Raw genomic sequence first — 13,874 nt, forward strand, 5'->3', positions numbered from 1 at the left:
CATAGTTGATAGTTAAATCAAAAAACCATTTGTTTATGCGAATGTTTTTTTATTGCATTAATTTACAGCAATTATATAAAAATAAAATTACAATTAATTGTTATTTGGATCACTCAACCACTAATACATCGGCCAGCATTATATTATATAATCTCCTATATGCAAAATGATTGAGACTCTGCCAAAAAAATGACAAATTAAAGCGATAAGGTAATTAGAAACAAAAAAGGTGTCAATTTACATTGACACCTTTTTCTATATGATTGAAAAGAATATTAATATCTTCCTCCTCTGTCTCCACCTCCACGGTTATCTCCACCACGGCTGTTTCCACCATAACCTCCGCGTGAATCTCCACCACGGTTGTTGTTAAAACTTCTTCTTTCGCCTTCTGGTTTTGGCTCAGACTTGTTAACAACGATTGCACGTCCTTGAACAGTAGCTCCGTTCAATTCGTCAATTGCTTTTTGAGCTTCGTCATCATTTGGCATCTCAACAAAACCAAATCCTTTACTTCTTCCTGTAAATTTATCCGAGATAATTTTAACTGAATCAACTGCTCCGTAAGCCTCGAAAGACTCTCTTAAATCTGCTTCCTCAATACTGAATGGAAGGCTTCCAACAAAAATATTCATATGTACTTATTTAAATAATACAACAAATGTAGTGCATTTATTTTCTAATCTACTATATATTAGCTTATTTATGATTTTAATTAAAAAAGAGAAAAAACATAAAATTTGATATTGAAGCAAATTTCATTCATTAATACAGCCAAAACTTGATTCTAATTATAGAATTTACAGCAAGAACATATTAAACATTAGTTCTTTAAGGTACCTGTAACTTTACCGGTACATTATAAAAAACGCCTTGTCGAAAACTTAAAATTGGATTTACTAATTCTGAATCACTTACATTCTTAACATTGAATTTAAAAGTTCCAGTTATCGTTTCATTAACCTCATTATATTTAGTTATCGTAATTTGACCATTTGCAGTAGTACCATCTGTTCTGTAAATAATCATATTCAGGTTTTCTTTCAATTCGTATACAGCATTTTCCGAGTTACCTCCACCTAATATATAATCAATATCTTGATCAATGCCATGAATTTTTATTGACAAAACCTCATTACTAGTAAATGCTTCAATTAACAATGATCCATCCGAAGCTAAAGTAGCTCGCGAATCTATTGCCCGCCAAAACACATCATTTTTCAATGCCTGAAAAGAAGGGTCATTAAACCTAACATCCTGTTCGCAAGAAACTACAGCAAAAAGCACAACAATCAATAGGATTATTTTTTTCATAGAATAATATTTACTAAACAAAAATAGCCATTATTAGCTTAAACTATTATTGATTACTTCAAAAACAGACTATTAATCAAACACAACTCTCTACCATTCATGAAAATACAACTAGCGTTAGTAATTATAAATAAAAAATGTATCTTTGCACCCTTAATTAATCGAGGTCGAGTACCTCAAAATTTAATCACACGATTATGTCAGTAAAAATTAGATTACAAAGACACGGTAAAAAAGGAAAACCTTTTTACTGGGTTGTAGCTGCAGATGCACGCTCAAAAAGAGATGGTAAATACTTAGAGAAAATCGGTACTTACAATCCAAACACAAACCCAGCAACTATCGACTTGAACCTTGATAGCGCAGTAAAATGGTTGCACAATGGTGCTCAACCAACTGATACTGCTAAAGCGATTCTTTCTTACAAAGGAGCTTTATTGAAACATCACCTTGATGGTGGTATTCGTAAAGGTGCTTTAACTCAAGAACAAGCTGACGCAAAATTAGCAACTTGGTTAGAGGCTAAATCTGGAAAAGTTGATGCTAAAAAAGACGGTTTAACAAAAGCGCAAGCTGATGCTAAAGCTAAAGCTTTCAAAGCAGAACAAGATGTAAACGCAAAACGTTTAGCTGCAGCTGCACAAGCTGAAGCAGATGCTATTGCTGCTGCAACTCCAGCTGTAGAAGAAGAAGTTGAAGCTTCGGCTGAAGAAACTCCTGCTGCAGAAGAAAATAACGAAACAACTGAAGCATAATTTTAATAGCGAGAAATGCGTAAAGAAGATTGTTTCTATTTAGGTAAAATCGCTAAAAAATTTAGTTTCAAAGGTGAAGTTCTTGCCTACCTAGACACGGACGAACCTGAGTTATACGAAAACTTGGAATCAGTGTTTGTTGAATGCAACAAACACTTGGTTCCTTTTTTTATTGAAAGTAGTTCACTACACAAGAATGATTTCCTCAGAATCCGTTTTGAAGACATCAACACTGAAGAAGATGCAGATGCTGTGATAGGCAACGACTTATATCTTCCTTTAAAAATGTTGCCAAAACTTACCGGTAACAAATTCTATTTCCACGAAGTTATTGATTTTGAAGTGGAAGACAAACGCCTAGGTGTTGTTGGAAAAATTCAATCTATAAATGATACGACAGCACAACCTCTTTTTGAAGTGCTGAATGGTGACGTAGAAATACTTATTCCTATGATTGATCATTTCCTTGTAAAAATTGACAGGGAAAACAAAAAAGTCGTCATGGATTTACCGGAAGGTCTTATTGAAATGTACCTTTAGAAAAAGTGTTCAGTGTTCAGTTTTTAGTGTTCAGTTCTTCAAAAATCTGAAATCAAAATTCTTTATGTTTAGTTTCAAACAATTCTCAATCCAACAAGACCGATGTGCCATGAAAATAGGTACAGATGGCGTTTTACTTGGCGCTTGGACTCCAATAAACAACAATCCATTTAGTATTCTAGACATTGGAACAGGAACAGGAATTATTGCTTTAATGCTTGCGCAAAGAAGTAACGCCCAACAAATTGATGCTTTAGAAATCGATGAAGGTGCCTACGAACAAGCTGTGGATAATTTCGAAAATTCTCCTTGGAGCAATCGCTTGTTTTGCTTTCACGCTGGCTTGGACGAATTTGTTGAAGAACCCGAAGACGAGTATGATTTGATTATCTCTAATCCTCCATTCTATACCGAAGATTATAAAACAGATAACGAACAAAGAGACTTAGCCCGTTTTGCTGACGCTATGCCTTTCGAAGATTTGATCGAAGCTGCCGATTTATTACTTTCAGAAAACGGTGTTTTCACCGTAATTATACCATTCAAAGAAGAAAAAAAATTCATCGCTCTATCGGAAGAATGCGAATTATATCCTTTTAAAATTACTCGGGTTAAAGGAACTCCAACTACCGAAATCAAGCGTAGTTTATTGGCTTTTTCAAGAACAGAAACTGCTAATTTCCCTATTGACGAATTAATTATCGAAACTGCCAGACATATTTATACTCCAGAATATATTGCCCTGACAAAGGATTTTTATTTGAAGATGTAATTCCTATTCTTTTTCAAATTCTATAATTTCATCCAATTGAATTTTTATATCATTGAATTTTCTATCATAATCTTTATACATAGATTTTACTAAAAAAGAACCAAATAAAAAACCCCCAATTAAAACTCCCATAAAAACCAATACGGAATAACTATCTTGATAAACATCAATGTGAAAAACATATTTTATATATATCGGAGTAATAACTATAATCCAAAAACATGTAATTATACCGTCATGCTTTTTTGATTTTAGAATCCAATTTTCATATAGCAAAACCGTTTTTAAATAATCTTTTACAGATGTTTTATAAAAGTCAATATCTTCAATCATTTTATTTTTTTTATAATGCCCCAGAAAAGAATAAACCATTAAAACTCCGGAAATAAATAAAGGAATACTGTGATGATAGGATTTAAAAATAATGAATCCGAGAACAAAAGATATAACAGCATAAATCAAAGCCAGAAAAGCTCCTACTTTTTGAAAATTTAAAATCTTACTTATTGAACTTGAAGTAATTTGTTGGTTCATTTTTTTTAATAATAAATAATTAATTTCAGTGTTTTTCTCTCGTCTATCGGCTGTTTCCTGCCACGCTTTTTTTAAGTTATCTATTTCCATTTTTCTTTTCTTTAAAATATTCTTTTAGTTGATTTTTTAATCGGTTGATTTTTGTACCGATATTAGTTGCAGAAACTCCTAAGATCAAAGCCATTTCTGCATAAGATTTTTCTTGTAGGTATAAAATCATCAGTGCCTTATTGATATCATTTAATTGACAGATAAATTCATTTAGCAGCTGTAAGTCTTCATCAACAACCAACGGAATATCATCCTGAACATTAGTTTCAATAAATAAATTGACATTGCTGAATTTATCTTTTTGCCTTTTTTGCTTATTATAAAATCCAATCGAAACATTCAATGCAATTCGATAAATAAAAGTACTCCAAGCAAACTCTTGATTATATTTTTTATGGGAGAGCCATATTTGAATTAAAATTTCCTGTTCTAAATCTTTTTTGTCATCCGAATCTTTGCAATAATAATTGACGATCCGAAAAATTATTCCCTTGTGCTTATTTAAAATTTCCTCAAATGTTTCCAAAATGTTCTTTTATACTTTATTACATTATTAAAACAATCATCTAAATTGTCACATTTAAAATGATTTTTTTTCAAAATTTTCGTATTTGTCTAAATCTATAGAAACAATAATTGAAATCCTATTTCTATACTTTGTTGTAAACATCAAATTACTTTTAAATCTCAATTTTCTCGCAATAGGGATAGCAGCGGAAATCCTTTTTATTCTTTCTTTAAGAATAAAAAGATTAGAGCGAATAGCCCGGCCGTTTACGGATTGCTCAAATTAGAACAAAAAACGAATTAGTCTTCTAAAATTGATTTTTTTAGCCTATTTAAAAAAATACAACAGTCAATGATTTTTTTGTTATATTTCTTTATGTAAATTTGTTTCTTAAAAACCAACGAACCATGAAACCAGACTTATTTCAAGCTCCAGATTACTACAACCTTGACGATTTACTAACGGAAGAACACAAATTAGTGCGTGATTCAGCTCGTGCGTGGGTAAAACGCGAAGTTTCTCCAATTATTGAAGAATATGCCCAAAGAGCGGAATTCCCAAAACAAATCATCAAAGGTTTAGGCGAAATTGGTGGATTTGGCCCTTATATTCCAGAAGAATATGGAGGAGCTGGACTTGACCAAATTTCATACGGATTAATCATGCAAGAAATTGAGCGTGGCGATTCAGGGGTTCGTTCTACCTCATCAGTACAATCGTCATTAGTGATGTATCCTATTTGGAAATTTGGAACAGAAGAACAGCGTGTAAAATATTTACCAAAACTAGCTACAGGTGAATTCATGGGTTGTTTTGGATTGACAGAGCCAGATCACGGTTCGAACCCTAGCGGAATGACAACTAATTTTAAAGATATGGGCGATTATTATCTTTTGAATGGCGCTAAAATGTGGATTTCTAACGCTCCATTTGCAGATATAGCTGTTGTTTGGGCAAAAAATGAAGAAGGTAGAATTCACGGTTTAATCGTAGAAAGAGGAATGGAAGGTTTTACAACACCTGAAACTCATAATAAATGGTCACTTCGCGCATCATCAACGGGCGAATTAATTTTTGATAACGTAAAAGTTCCTAAAGAAAATTTATTACCAGGAAAAACAGGTCTTGGAGCACCAATGCAATGTTTAGATTCTGCTAGATACGGTATTGCTTGGGGTGCTATTGGCGCAGCAATGGATTGCTACGATACTGCTTTGCGTTATGCGAAAGAAAGAATTCAATTTGACAAACCTATTGCTGGAACACAATTACAACAAAAGAAATTAGCCGAAATGATTACTGAAATCACTAAAGCACAATTACTAACTTGGAGATTAGGTGTTTTAAGAAATGAAGGAAGAGCAACAACTGCTCAAATCTCAATGGCGAAAAGAAATAATGTAGATATGGCAATTCACATTGCACGTGAAGCCAGACAAATACTTGGTGGAATGGGAATTACAGGAGAATATTCGATTATGCGTCACATGATGAACTTAGAATCAGTGATTACTTATGAAGGAACTCACGACATTCACTTATTGATTACAGGTATGGATATTACAGGAATTTCCGCATTTAAGTAGTCGTGGTAGTAAACGTTTATTAAACTATACATAAAATTGATTACATAAGCTTCTTGGAAACAAGGAGCTTTTTTATCTTTACACCAAAAATAAAATTTATGAATATTGCCACAATAAACAATAGTATTCAGCCTCAAAAAGAACTATTGCTACAACATTCTTTATATAAAAAAGTAAAAACAGTTGAAGATTTAAAATGCTTTGTTGAAAATCATGTTTATGCTGTTTGGGATTTCATGTCTTTGCTAAAAGCACTGCAAACTAAACTTACATGTACCACCACTCCATGGTTTGCAACTTCAAATCCTAACACAAGGTATTTAATAAATGAAATTGTACTAGCCGAAGAATCAGATTTAACGTTAGACGGAAGACGATCTAGTCATTATGAAATGTATATTGAGTCGATGGAAGCTCTTAATGCCGATACATCAGGAATTAACAATTTCCTCATTGAGGTTGGATCACTTCAAAATATTTTTGTAGCTATTAAAAAAAGTAATTTACACCCTAATATTAAGGCATTTTTAGATTTTACTTTTCGTGTAATAGACGAAGGAAAATCACATGAAATTGCGGCTGCCTTCACTTTTGGTAGAGAAGATTTAATTCCCTCAATGTTTACTGAAATCCTAAAAAACTTTCAAGCAAATTTCCCTGAAACAGATCTAAGCAAACTAATCTATTATTTTGAAAGACATATTGAACTGGATGCTGATGAGCATGGCCCAATGGCAATGAAAATGATCACCGAATTATGTGGTACAGATGCACAAAAATGGTCAGATGTAGAGGAGGTTTCTAAACTAGCTTTAAAAAAACGTATTGGACTTTGGGATGCTATTGAAGAACAGTTAGTTTCTGAAAAATTATTAGCAACTTAGTATCTCTTTTTTTCTGATAATGAAATTAATATAATTGTAAAAGTCCTGACACAAAATCAGGACTTTTACAATTTAATTCTCTGGGGCTAATTCTAGTTCTAATCCTTCAAGACTTTCAGTAATTGGGATTTGACAACCCAATCTACTATTTGACTTTACGTAAAACGCTTCTGAAAGCATTGCCTCTTCGTCATCTCCCATTTCGGTTAAAGCAACATCATTTAAAACATAACATTGACAAGAAGCACACATTGCCATTCCGCCACAAGTTCCTACAGTTCCTTCTTCTGCTAATTCGTACATTCTAATAATCTCCATGACATTTAAATTCATATCTGTTGGAGCGACAACTTCGTGAGCTATTCCGTTTCTATCGGTAATTTTTATAGTAATATCTTGTGGCATTAGTCTTTATCGTTCTTTTTTAATTGCTCTATATCTGCTAAATCTTTACAGCGACCAGTAGCTATTTTATTTATTATTAAATCTTCAAAATCTATATAAAGTATTTCTAACGTATCAACTTTAAAATAATTTCGTTTTTAAAACTATCCTTAAATACTAATCCGTCAACTTGTGTGAGAATTTCTATTTTAGAAGGTTCTCTTCCAATTCCCCAAACATTATAGCTATCACCTAAAAACTCTGATTCTGGAAAAATCGGCGCACCAAAATCTTGATACACTATTTTTAATTTGCGATAATTCTCACTATTTTTTTCTACCTATAAGTCAATATCCGCGGTACTCCAACATAGTCGTGTAAAACGACTGCACAACCTCCAAATAAAATATAATTAATTTTATATTTTTCTAAAAGCTGTAAGAATTCTAAAAAATCAACATTAAAAATATTATTTGCCATGCTTTCTAGAAAAAGTTATACTTCTATTCACCTTTTCCAAATGAGATACTTTAAAAATTGAATTTATTATAAAGCAGGCATGATTTAATCTTTCTAATGGTGTTTTATCTCTATAAAAAGTAACATGATCATCTGCTTCCTCAAAAGTACATTTTGTGACAACACTTCGATCCATTTTTATAGTTTCGATGATATAAATTTACAAAATATTCACAACCGTTTCTATTTGTGGCGCAAACTTTTTAATTGTTGTCTCCACTCCTGCTCTAAGCGTCATTTGGTTTACACTACAGCTAGTACAAGCTCCTTCAAGACGCACTTTGACATGCTTTCCGTCCTCTATAGAAATCAGCGTAATATCGCCGCCATCAGAAACTAAAAAAGGTCTAATTTCCTCTAGTGCTTTTTGAACTTCTATTGTTAATTCGTCTGTTGTCATATTTATTTTATTATTCCCCGTCGGAGATTAGTAAGCTTATTTCTTAACCGATGAACAACCTGCCATAGTTGTTATTTTTACAGCTTCAGTAGCTGGTAAATTCTCGTTTCTGCTAATTACTTCACGAACTACATTACGTGTAATTTCTTCAAAAACCGTTTCAATCAAAGAACCTGTTTGCATAGCAGCAGGACGACCAAAATCTCCAGCCTCACGTATAGATTGTACAATTGGCACTTCTCCTAAGAATGGAACTTCTAAATCTTCTGCAAGATTCTTAGCACCTTCTTTTCCAAAAATGTAATATTTATTTTCTGGCAACTCTTCCGGTGTAAAATAAGCCATATTTTCGATAATTCCTAAAACAGGCACATTGATTGCATCAGACATAAACATAGAAACTCCTTTTTTAGCATCAGCCAAAGCTACTGCTTGCGGCGTACTTACAATTACAACACCAGTAATAGGTAATGCTTGCACAATTGAAAGGTGAATGTCACCTGTTCCCGGAGGTAAATCGACTAACATAAAGTCTAGTTCACCCCAATCAGCATCAAATATCATTTGGTTCAAAGCTTTTGAAGCCATTGGTCCTCTCCAAATAACTGCTTGACTTGGCGATGTGAAAAATCCAATAGAAAGGATTTTCACTTCGTAACTTTCAACTGGTTTCATTTTTGATTTACCGTCAATGGTAACAGAAATTGGTTTTTCACTTTCTACATCAAACATAATAGGCATAGACGGCCCGTAAATATCAGCATCAAGGATTCCAACTGAGAATCCCATTTTAGCTAATGATACTGCTAAATTTGCAGTAACAGTAGATTTACCTACTCCACCTTTACCAGAGGCTACACCAATGATATTTTTTATTCCAGGAATTGCTTTTCCTTTTATTTGATTTGGATTTTCTGCAACTGCAGCCTCCACTTTAGTATTTACTTTCACTTTAGCATCGGGAGAAACTAAATCGTGAATTGTTTTTTTGATGTCGTCTTCCGCTCTTTTTTTAATGTGCATTGCTGGAGTGTGTAATACTAGATCGACTACAACCTCGTCTCCAAAAGTAATTACATTTGCTACCGCACCGCTCTCTACCATATTTTTTCCTTCTCCAGCTACAGTTATTGTTTCTAAAGCTTTAAGAATATCTTTTCTATCTAATTTCATTTTTAACTCACTTTTTTCTGTTGGTATTTTACACCAAAATATTATCTTTATTTAAACTGACTTCAGATTACAAAGATAGCGGATTAAGTTCTTTAAATAAAGGAATTGGATTGATTTATTGCTGATAGAATTGAATGTGTTTCTCGATTTATAAAGGAAAATTAAAATACAATACGTAGTACATCATAAGACCTACAGGTTACATATTATAACTCATAGAAGATTAAAAATTACCTATAAATATTGGATAATAAAAATGAATTGACAGTTGGCATTTCTCTAACAATCACAAGCATTTTTGAATTTTAAATGACTAAATAAAACACCGATTAAATGAAGATTAAGTGTTATTAAATTTGCACCTCTGGTCTCCAGAAAACCGTGTCAAAATCCTGGACTTGATTATCAATAATCTTTATACCTTCGTTTTCCAGTAATTGTTGCATAAGATTTGTTCCGTCAAAATGTAGTTTTCCTGTAAGTAAACCGTTTCTATTTACTACGCGATGTGCTGGAACATCCTCTAGCTTATGTGAGGCATTCATCGCCCAACCCACCATTCGAGCAGAGCGTGCAGTTCCTAAAGCTTTTGCAATTGCACCAAAAGACGTGACTCTACCGTAAGGAATTTGTCTAACTACCGCATATACACATTCAAAAAAGTTAACATCAGCCATTTTTATAAATAATGTAAAAATTAATTTTAAAATTTAATTACAACATTTAATTGAGGTAATATTTTATAATATTGATTAGCGTAATCAACGATACTAATCCCGTAATACTCCCGATAATAGTATTCATGTTACGCATAAAATAATCCGTTTTGTCCTGTATTTTTTGAAAGAAAGTGATATAAAAATAAAACACTAGAAAGGAACCTAAAACCACACCGGTTACAAAAACAAAAACTGATGTAATATCAAAATAAAATAAATTATATGACGCTAATGAGACACTTACAAAAACATAATAGGGAATAGGAAAAAAGTTAAGCGCTGATAGCAGCATGCCAAGAAAAAAACGAGTTGAGGTGCTCTTCTTTTTTATCTTTCCCTTTTTCTTTTTTGGCTTTTTTGCAATAAACAAGAAGTAGATAGTTAACAGTAAAAAAATACCAAAACCCACTTCTCGCAATAAAACAACAACATCAGGGCGCGCTTTGATAAATTGTGCGAAAAATATTGCCAGTGATGCTTGAAAGAAAATTATTATTACCGCACCTAAAACAAACCAATAAGCACTTCTTTTCCCTTCTTTGAGATTCACTTTTGCCGCTGTCATATTTATTAACCCTGGCGGAGTAATACCTATACAAGCAGTAATAAAACCCAAAAACAAAGAAGTGATTAAATTCATAATTAAAATGCGAGTGTCAAAAAAAAGAAAACTTCATCAAATATAAAACTATTCTTTAATTTTGAATCGGATATATGTGATTGCCTTATTAACTTCTAAATATTGTTTTTCGTAAAATGTTTGAAAAGCAGTCACTTCCTCCGGACTTCCTTCATTTACGTAAACATTATGATTGGCATACAAAACTTCATGACCTTCACCGTGCAATAACCCTAAAGTATAACCGTGCATGAATTCACTATCCGTTTTTAGGTTAACAACGCCATCCTTTTTAAGGATTCTTTTATACAATTGTAAAAACTCTGAATTAGTCATTCTATGTTTTGTACGCTTGTATTTTATTTGCGGATCTGGGAAGGTAATCCAGATTTCGTCCACTTCATTTTCAGCAAAAATATGATTGATCAATTCGATTTGAGTTCGAATAAAAGCTACATTATGCAAGCCAGTTTCTACAGCCGTTTTAGCACCACGCCAGAAACGAGCTCCTTTAATATCAATTCCCACAAAGTTTTTGTTAGGATATCTTTCCGCTAAACCTACAGAGTATTCTCCTTTTCCACAGCCTAGTTCAAGTACAAGTGGGTTTTCATTTTTAAAGAAATCGGAATTCCATTTTCCTCTAAGCGGAAATAAATCTCCTACTACTTCCTCTCTTGAAGGTTGAAAAACATTATTGAATGTCTCGTTTTCTTTGAATCTCTTTAATTTATTTTTACTTCCCACTTTTTTAAATATATTTACTTCGTATAATTCGACTTTTAGTCTCGGCTGGCAAAATTAAGGAATTATATAAGACCGAACAGCGTACAATGAAAAAAACGTTTTTTAAAATCTTAATTTGGTTATGTTTTTGCGAATTAATCATTCCAGATCTCAGCTAAGCATTCTATTTCTGTCAATTTTAGTTATCCACTCATTATCAATGCCTTTGTATCAAGGAAATATTTTTCTATCTTTCCAAAAATATTCAGGCGATGAAACAACTCTACATAAGTTTTATACTTCTTTCACTAAGCTTTTCAAACTCATACGCCTATCAAAATAAAACAACCAAAGCTGTCGATAAGATTGTTGTAACTAAAAAAACGCAACCAACAAAAACTCCAATCAAAATTAGCAATGCTATTATTGCAAATTTTGTAAATAAATATCCCAACTTAAAAACATACCGATCAGACCTTAATAATTTATACCTCAAAAGGAATTACAAATCGATTTGGTTTGGAGGGAAAGGGCTCATAGAGTTTGCTAACTTATTATATGCTAAAACAAATGAATTAGAACAGGAAGGTTTGCAGTCAAAATTTGCTTATAAGAATAAAATTAACTCCATATTTACCGAAAAAACGACAAAAAACCTTGCATCCGTAGATACTGAATTATTGCTATCTGCTATGTATTTATTTTATGCGCAAAAAGTCTACAAAGGCATAGAATCTGATAAAATTAAAGAAATTGGGTGGCTTATTCCTCAAAAAAACCTTTCCTACGCTACCTTATTAAGTTATTTGCTCGTTGACCCAAAGGCATTGGATAAAAATGATACTGCGCAATTTAATCAATATTATAAACTAAGGGAAGTTTTAAAGAAATACCGCAAAATAGAACAAAATGGCGGATGGAATAAAATTGTAAGGGACACATTAGTCTTCGAATTAAAGCCTGGTGATAGTTCGCAAACCATTGGCCAAATTAGACAACGATTAGCTACAACTGGTGATTTACATTCTGATTCTAAAAGTAATCGCTATGATCAGGAGCTAATTGATGGGGTTATAAATTTCAAAAAAAGAAATGGATACAACGAAGATCCAGTCATTACTTTCAGTCAGATATCCAGAATGAATATCCCTATTGAAAACTACATCAAAACCATTATGGTTAACATGGAACGTTGCCGATGGATTGACCCTGAAATGACTAAAGCAGCTCAATATATTATCGTAAATATTCCGTCCTACAAACTTTTCTTTGTAAGAAATGGCAAAACAGAACTAGAATCAAATGTTTTTGTAGGTGGAACGATGAATGAAACGGTAATATTTAGCGGCAACATTAATTACATGGTATTTAGTCCGTACTGGAACATCCCAACAAGCATAGTGCAGAGCGAAATCAAAACGGCTTTGGAGCAAAATAAGAACTATCTAGTTGAAAATGAAATGGAGTCGATAAAGGGTCGCGTTAGACAAAAACCAGGTCCTAAAAATCCACTAGGTAAAGTCAAGTTTATTTTCCCCAATTCTAACGACATCTATTTGCATGGATCGCCATCAAAAAGTTTATTTCAATCAGAGTATCGAGCGTATAGTCACGGTTGCATCAATGTCAACAAGTCTGAAGAGTTGGCGTATTTAATTTTAAAAGACAACACTGAATGGCCTGTGGAGCGGATTAAAAGCGCAATGGAAGGCGGCAAAGAAATAACTTGTATGTTAAAAGAAAAACTACCAGTTCACATGGGCTATTTCACCGCTTGGGTAAGCGATTCAGGCGAAATTAGTTTTTTTAATGATATTTATGAACGTGACGATCGCTTAGCGGAGATTCTTTTTTCTGAAGATTATAATTAAAACTATTGTTTCGCCTGTAATTTTTTTATTAGCAAATCTTCAGATTGTTTAATCTTAATTGCTTCGCCAGAACTCTCATTAGGAATAGTCATTGACAAAACATAATGCTTTATTTTCCATTCCTTATTTATTTTAACCAATACTCCTGACCCGCGACAAATTTTCATTTGCGTATTCAACAATTCATCAAACCAAGCGATTTTTCCAGATTTATCAATAAATACATGTCGCTCTAAAGTTGTAAAATCCCAAGCTTTCCCTTTGTCAAAATGAGGTTTCGCATAGACTTGAAATGCTTTTTTATTCCAATTCTCTGTCGCATCAGTACCAATAAAAACAGCGTCGTCGGTCATTAAACCAAAATAAGATTCATAATTAGCAGCTGCTGCCGCTTTATGCCAATCATCAATAGTTGTGTTAATAGTTGCTTCAGCGCTTACCTCATTTTCCATCAAGCTTTTGCACCCTGACACAACCAGTACTATAAAAATGGCTATTACTTTTTTCATGTTATATCGT

Annotated in this window: 18 protein-coding genes; 6 read left to right on the forward strand and 12 right to left on the reverse strand. The window is 32.9% G+C overall.

Features of this window, described 5'->3' with window-relative positions; all coding sequences use genetic code 11:
• Window positions 1-275: 275 nt before the first annotated feature.
• Window positions 276-635 carry an RNA-binding regulator gene (gene rbp, locus LNP27_RS02855; protein ID WP_229943006.1) on the reverse strand — a complete coding sequence of 120 codons (360 nt, stop codon included), beginning with the start codon at window positions 633-635 and terminating at the stop codon, window positions 276-278.
• Between the two features lie 196 nt (window positions 636-831).
• Window positions 832-1,314, reverse strand: a complete 483-nt coding sequence (locus LNP27_RS02860; RefSeq protein ID WP_229943007.1) for a DUF6252 domain-containing protein — start codon at window positions 1,312-1,314, stop codon at window positions 832-834.
• A gap of 197 nt (window positions 1,315-1,511) precedes the next feature.
• Here LNP27_RS02860 and LNP27_RS02865 point away from each other — a divergent pair, with 197 nt between their 5' ends.
• From LNP27_RS02865 to LNP27_RS02875, 3 genes are all read left to right on the forward strand, one after another.
• The gene (locus LNP27_RS02865; RefSeq protein WP_229943008.1) at window positions 1,512-2,069 is read left to right on the forward strand and encodes a 30S ribosomal protein S16; all 558 of its coding nucleotides are present in this window, start codon (window positions 1,512-1,514) and stop codon (window positions 2,067-2,069) included.
• Between the two features lie 15 nt (window positions 2,070-2,084).
• On the forward strand, window positions 2,085-2,609 hold the full coding sequence (gene rimM / locus LNP27_RS02870; protein WP_229943009.1) for a ribosome maturation factor RimM: 525 nt from the start codon (window positions 2,085-2,087) through the stop codon (window positions 2,607-2,609).
• Window positions 2,610-2,673: 64 nt separating this feature from the next.
• Window positions 2,674-3,381 (forward strand): tRNA1(Val) (adenine(37)-N6)-methyltransferase, encoded by a 708-nt coding sequence (locus tag LNP27_RS02875; RefSeq protein WP_229943010.1) that lies wholly within the window; start codon window positions 2,674-2,676, stop codon window positions 3,379-3,381.
• 3 nt (window positions 3,382-3,384) lie between these two features.
• On the opposite strand, the gene LNP27_RS02880 is transcribed toward LNP27_RS02875, so the two are convergent.
• Complete coding sequence (locus tag LNP27_RS02880) at window positions 3,385-4,005, reverse strand: hypothetical protein (RefSeq protein ID WP_229943011.1); 621 nt, start codon at window positions 4,003-4,005, stop codon at window positions 3,385-3,387.
• Entirely contained in the window at window positions 3,992-4,492 is a 501-nt protein-coding gene (locus tag LNP27_RS02885; protein WP_229943012.1) for an RNA polymerase sigma factor, read from the reverse strand. The genes LNP27_RS02880 and LNP27_RS02885 overlap by 14 nt, the downstream gene beginning before the upstream one ends.
• 389 nt (window positions 4,493-4,881) lie before the next feature.
• On the opposite strand from LNP27_RS02885, the gene LNP27_RS02890 reads away from it, so the two are divergent.
• Together LNP27_RS02890 and LNP27_RS02895 are read left to right on the forward strand one after the other, a co-directional pair.
• Entirely contained in the window at window positions 4,882-6,060 is a 1,179-nt protein-coding gene (locus tag LNP27_RS02890; protein ID WP_229943013.1) for an acyl-CoA dehydrogenase family protein, read from the forward strand.
• A gap of 98 nt (window positions 6,061-6,158) precedes the next feature.
• Window positions 6,159-6,944: a DUF3050 domain-containing protein gene (locus LNP27_RS02895; protein WP_229943014.1), complete on the forward strand. Its 786-nt coding sequence runs from the start codon at window positions 6,159-6,161 to the stop codon at window positions 6,942-6,944.
• A 72-nt stretch (window positions 6,945-7,016) separates the two neighbouring features.
• On the opposite strand, the gene LNP27_RS02900 is transcribed toward LNP27_RS02895, so the two are convergent.
• From LNP27_RS02900 to trmB, 7 genes are all read right to left on the reverse strand, one after another.
• Window positions 7,017-7,349, reverse strand: a complete 333-nt coding sequence (locus LNP27_RS02900) for a 2Fe-2S iron-sulfur cluster-binding family protein (protein ID WP_229943015.1) — start codon at window positions 7,347-7,349, stop codon at window positions 7,017-7,019.
• A gap of 106 nt (window positions 7,350-7,455) precedes the next feature.
• Window positions 7,456-7,629 carry a hypothetical protein gene (locus LNP27_RS02905; RefSeq protein WP_229943016.1) on the reverse strand — a complete coding sequence of 58 codons (174 nt, stop codon included), beginning with the start codon at window positions 7,627-7,629 and terminating at the stop codon, window positions 7,456-7,458.
• Window positions 7,630-8,007: 378 nt separating this feature from the next.
• Window positions 8,008-8,247 carry a NifU family protein gene (locus tag LNP27_RS02910; protein WP_229943017.1) on the reverse strand — a complete coding sequence of 80 codons (240 nt, stop codon included), beginning with the start codon at window positions 8,245-8,247 and terminating at the stop codon, window positions 8,008-8,010.
• Window positions 8,248-8,283: 36 nt separating this feature from the next.
• Window positions 8,284-9,420, reverse strand: a complete 1,137-nt coding sequence (locus LNP27_RS02915; RefSeq protein ID WP_229943018.1) for an Mrp/NBP35 family ATP-binding protein — start codon at window positions 9,418-9,420, stop codon at window positions 8,284-8,286.
• 350 nt (window positions 9,421-9,770) lie between these two features.
• On the reverse strand, window positions 9,771-10,097 hold the full coding sequence (locus LNP27_RS02920; RefSeq protein ID WP_229943019.1) for an MGMT family protein: 327 nt from the start codon (window positions 10,095-10,097) through the stop codon (window positions 9,771-9,773).
• 46 nt (window positions 10,098-10,143) lie between these two features.
• Entirely contained in the window at window positions 10,144-10,779 is a 636-nt protein-coding gene (locus LNP27_RS02925; RefSeq protein WP_229943020.1) for a LysE family transporter, read from the reverse strand.
• A gap of 48 nt (window positions 10,780-10,827) precedes the next feature.
• Window positions 10,828-11,505 carry a tRNA (guanosine(46)-N7)-methyltransferase TrmB gene (trmB, locus tag LNP27_RS02930; RefSeq protein ID WP_229943021.1) on the reverse strand — a complete coding sequence of 226 codons (678 nt, stop codon included), beginning with the start codon at window positions 11,503-11,505 and terminating at the stop codon, window positions 10,828-10,830.
• A 251-nt stretch (window positions 11,506-11,756) separates the two neighbouring features.
• On the opposite strand from trmB, the gene LNP27_RS02935 reads away from it, so the two are divergent.
• Entirely contained in the window at window positions 11,757-13,355 is a 1,599-nt protein-coding gene (locus tag LNP27_RS02935) for a L,D-transpeptidase family protein (protein ID WP_229943022.1), read from the forward strand.
• A 2-nt stretch (window positions 13,356-13,357) separates the two neighbouring features.
• On the opposite strand, the gene LNP27_RS02940 is transcribed toward LNP27_RS02935, so the two are convergent.
• On the reverse strand, window positions 13,358-13,864 hold the full coding sequence (locus tag LNP27_RS02940; protein WP_229943023.1) for a nuclear transport factor 2 family protein: 507 nt from the start codon (window positions 13,862-13,864) through the stop codon (window positions 13,358-13,360).
• Window positions 13,865-13,874 lie beyond the last annotated feature (10 nt).

The sequence above is a fragment of the Flavobacterium galactosidilyticum genome (assembly GCF_020911945.1).
In the GTDB taxonomy this organism is placed as follows: domain Bacteria; phylum Bacteroidota; class Bacteroidia; order Flavobacteriales; family Flavobacteriaceae; genus Flavobacterium; species Flavobacterium galactosidilyticum.

Coding starts and splice junctions, on each gene's coding strand:
- rbp (WP_229943006.1), bottom strand. CDS start 635: ATGAATATTTTTGTTGGAAGCCTTCCATTCAGTATTGAGGAAGCAGAT.
- LNP27_RS02860 (WP_229943007.1), bottom strand. CDS start 1,314: ATGAAAAAAATAATCCTATTGATTGTTGTGCTTTTTGCTGTAGTTTCT.
- LNP27_RS02865 (WP_229943008.1), top strand. CDS start 1,512: ATGTCAGTAAAAATTAGATTACAAAGACACGGTAAAAAAGGAAAACCT.
- rimM (WP_229943009.1), top strand. CDS start 2,085: ATGCGTAAAGAAGATTGTTTCTATTTAGGTAAAATCGCTAAAAAATTT.
- LNP27_RS02875 (WP_229943010.1), top strand. CDS start 2,674: ATGTTTAGTTTCAAACAATTCTCAATCCAACAAGACCGATGTGCCATG.
- LNP27_RS02880 (WP_229943011.1), bottom strand. CDS start 4,005: ATGGAAATAGATAACTTAAAAAAAGCGTGGCAGGAAACAGCCGATAGA.
- LNP27_RS02890 (WP_229943013.1), top strand. CDS start 4,882: ATGAAACCAGACTTATTTCAAGCTCCAGATTACTACAACCTTGACGAT.
- LNP27_RS02895 (WP_229943014.1), top strand. CDS start 6,159: ATGAATATTGCCACAATAAACAATAGTATTCAGCCTCAAAAAGAACTA.
- LNP27_RS02900 (WP_229943015.1), bottom strand. CDS start 7,349: ATGCCACAAGATATTACTATAAAAATTACCGATAGAAACGGAATAGCT.
- LNP27_RS02910 (WP_229943017.1), bottom strand. CDS start 8,247: ATGACAACAGACGAATTAACAATAGAAGTTCAAAAAGCACTAGAGGAA.
- LNP27_RS02915 (WP_229943018.1), bottom strand. CDS start 9,420: ATGAAATTAGATAGAAAAGATATTCTTAAAGCTTTAGAAACAATAACT.
- LNP27_RS02920 (WP_229943019.1), bottom strand. CDS start 10,097: ATGGCTGATGTTAACTTTTTTGAATGTGTATATGCGGTAGTTAGACAA.
- LNP27_RS02925 (WP_229943020.1), bottom strand. CDS start 10,779: ATGAATTTAATCACTTCTTTGTTTTTGGGTTTTATTACTGCTTGTATA.
- LNP27_RS02935 (WP_229943022.1), top strand. CDS start 11,757: ATGAAACAACTCTACATAAGTTTTATACTTCTTTCACTAAGCTTTTCA.
- LNP27_RS02940 (WP_229943023.1), bottom strand. CDS start 13,864: ATGAAAAAAGTAATAGCCATTTTTATAGTACTGGTTGTGTCAGGGTGC.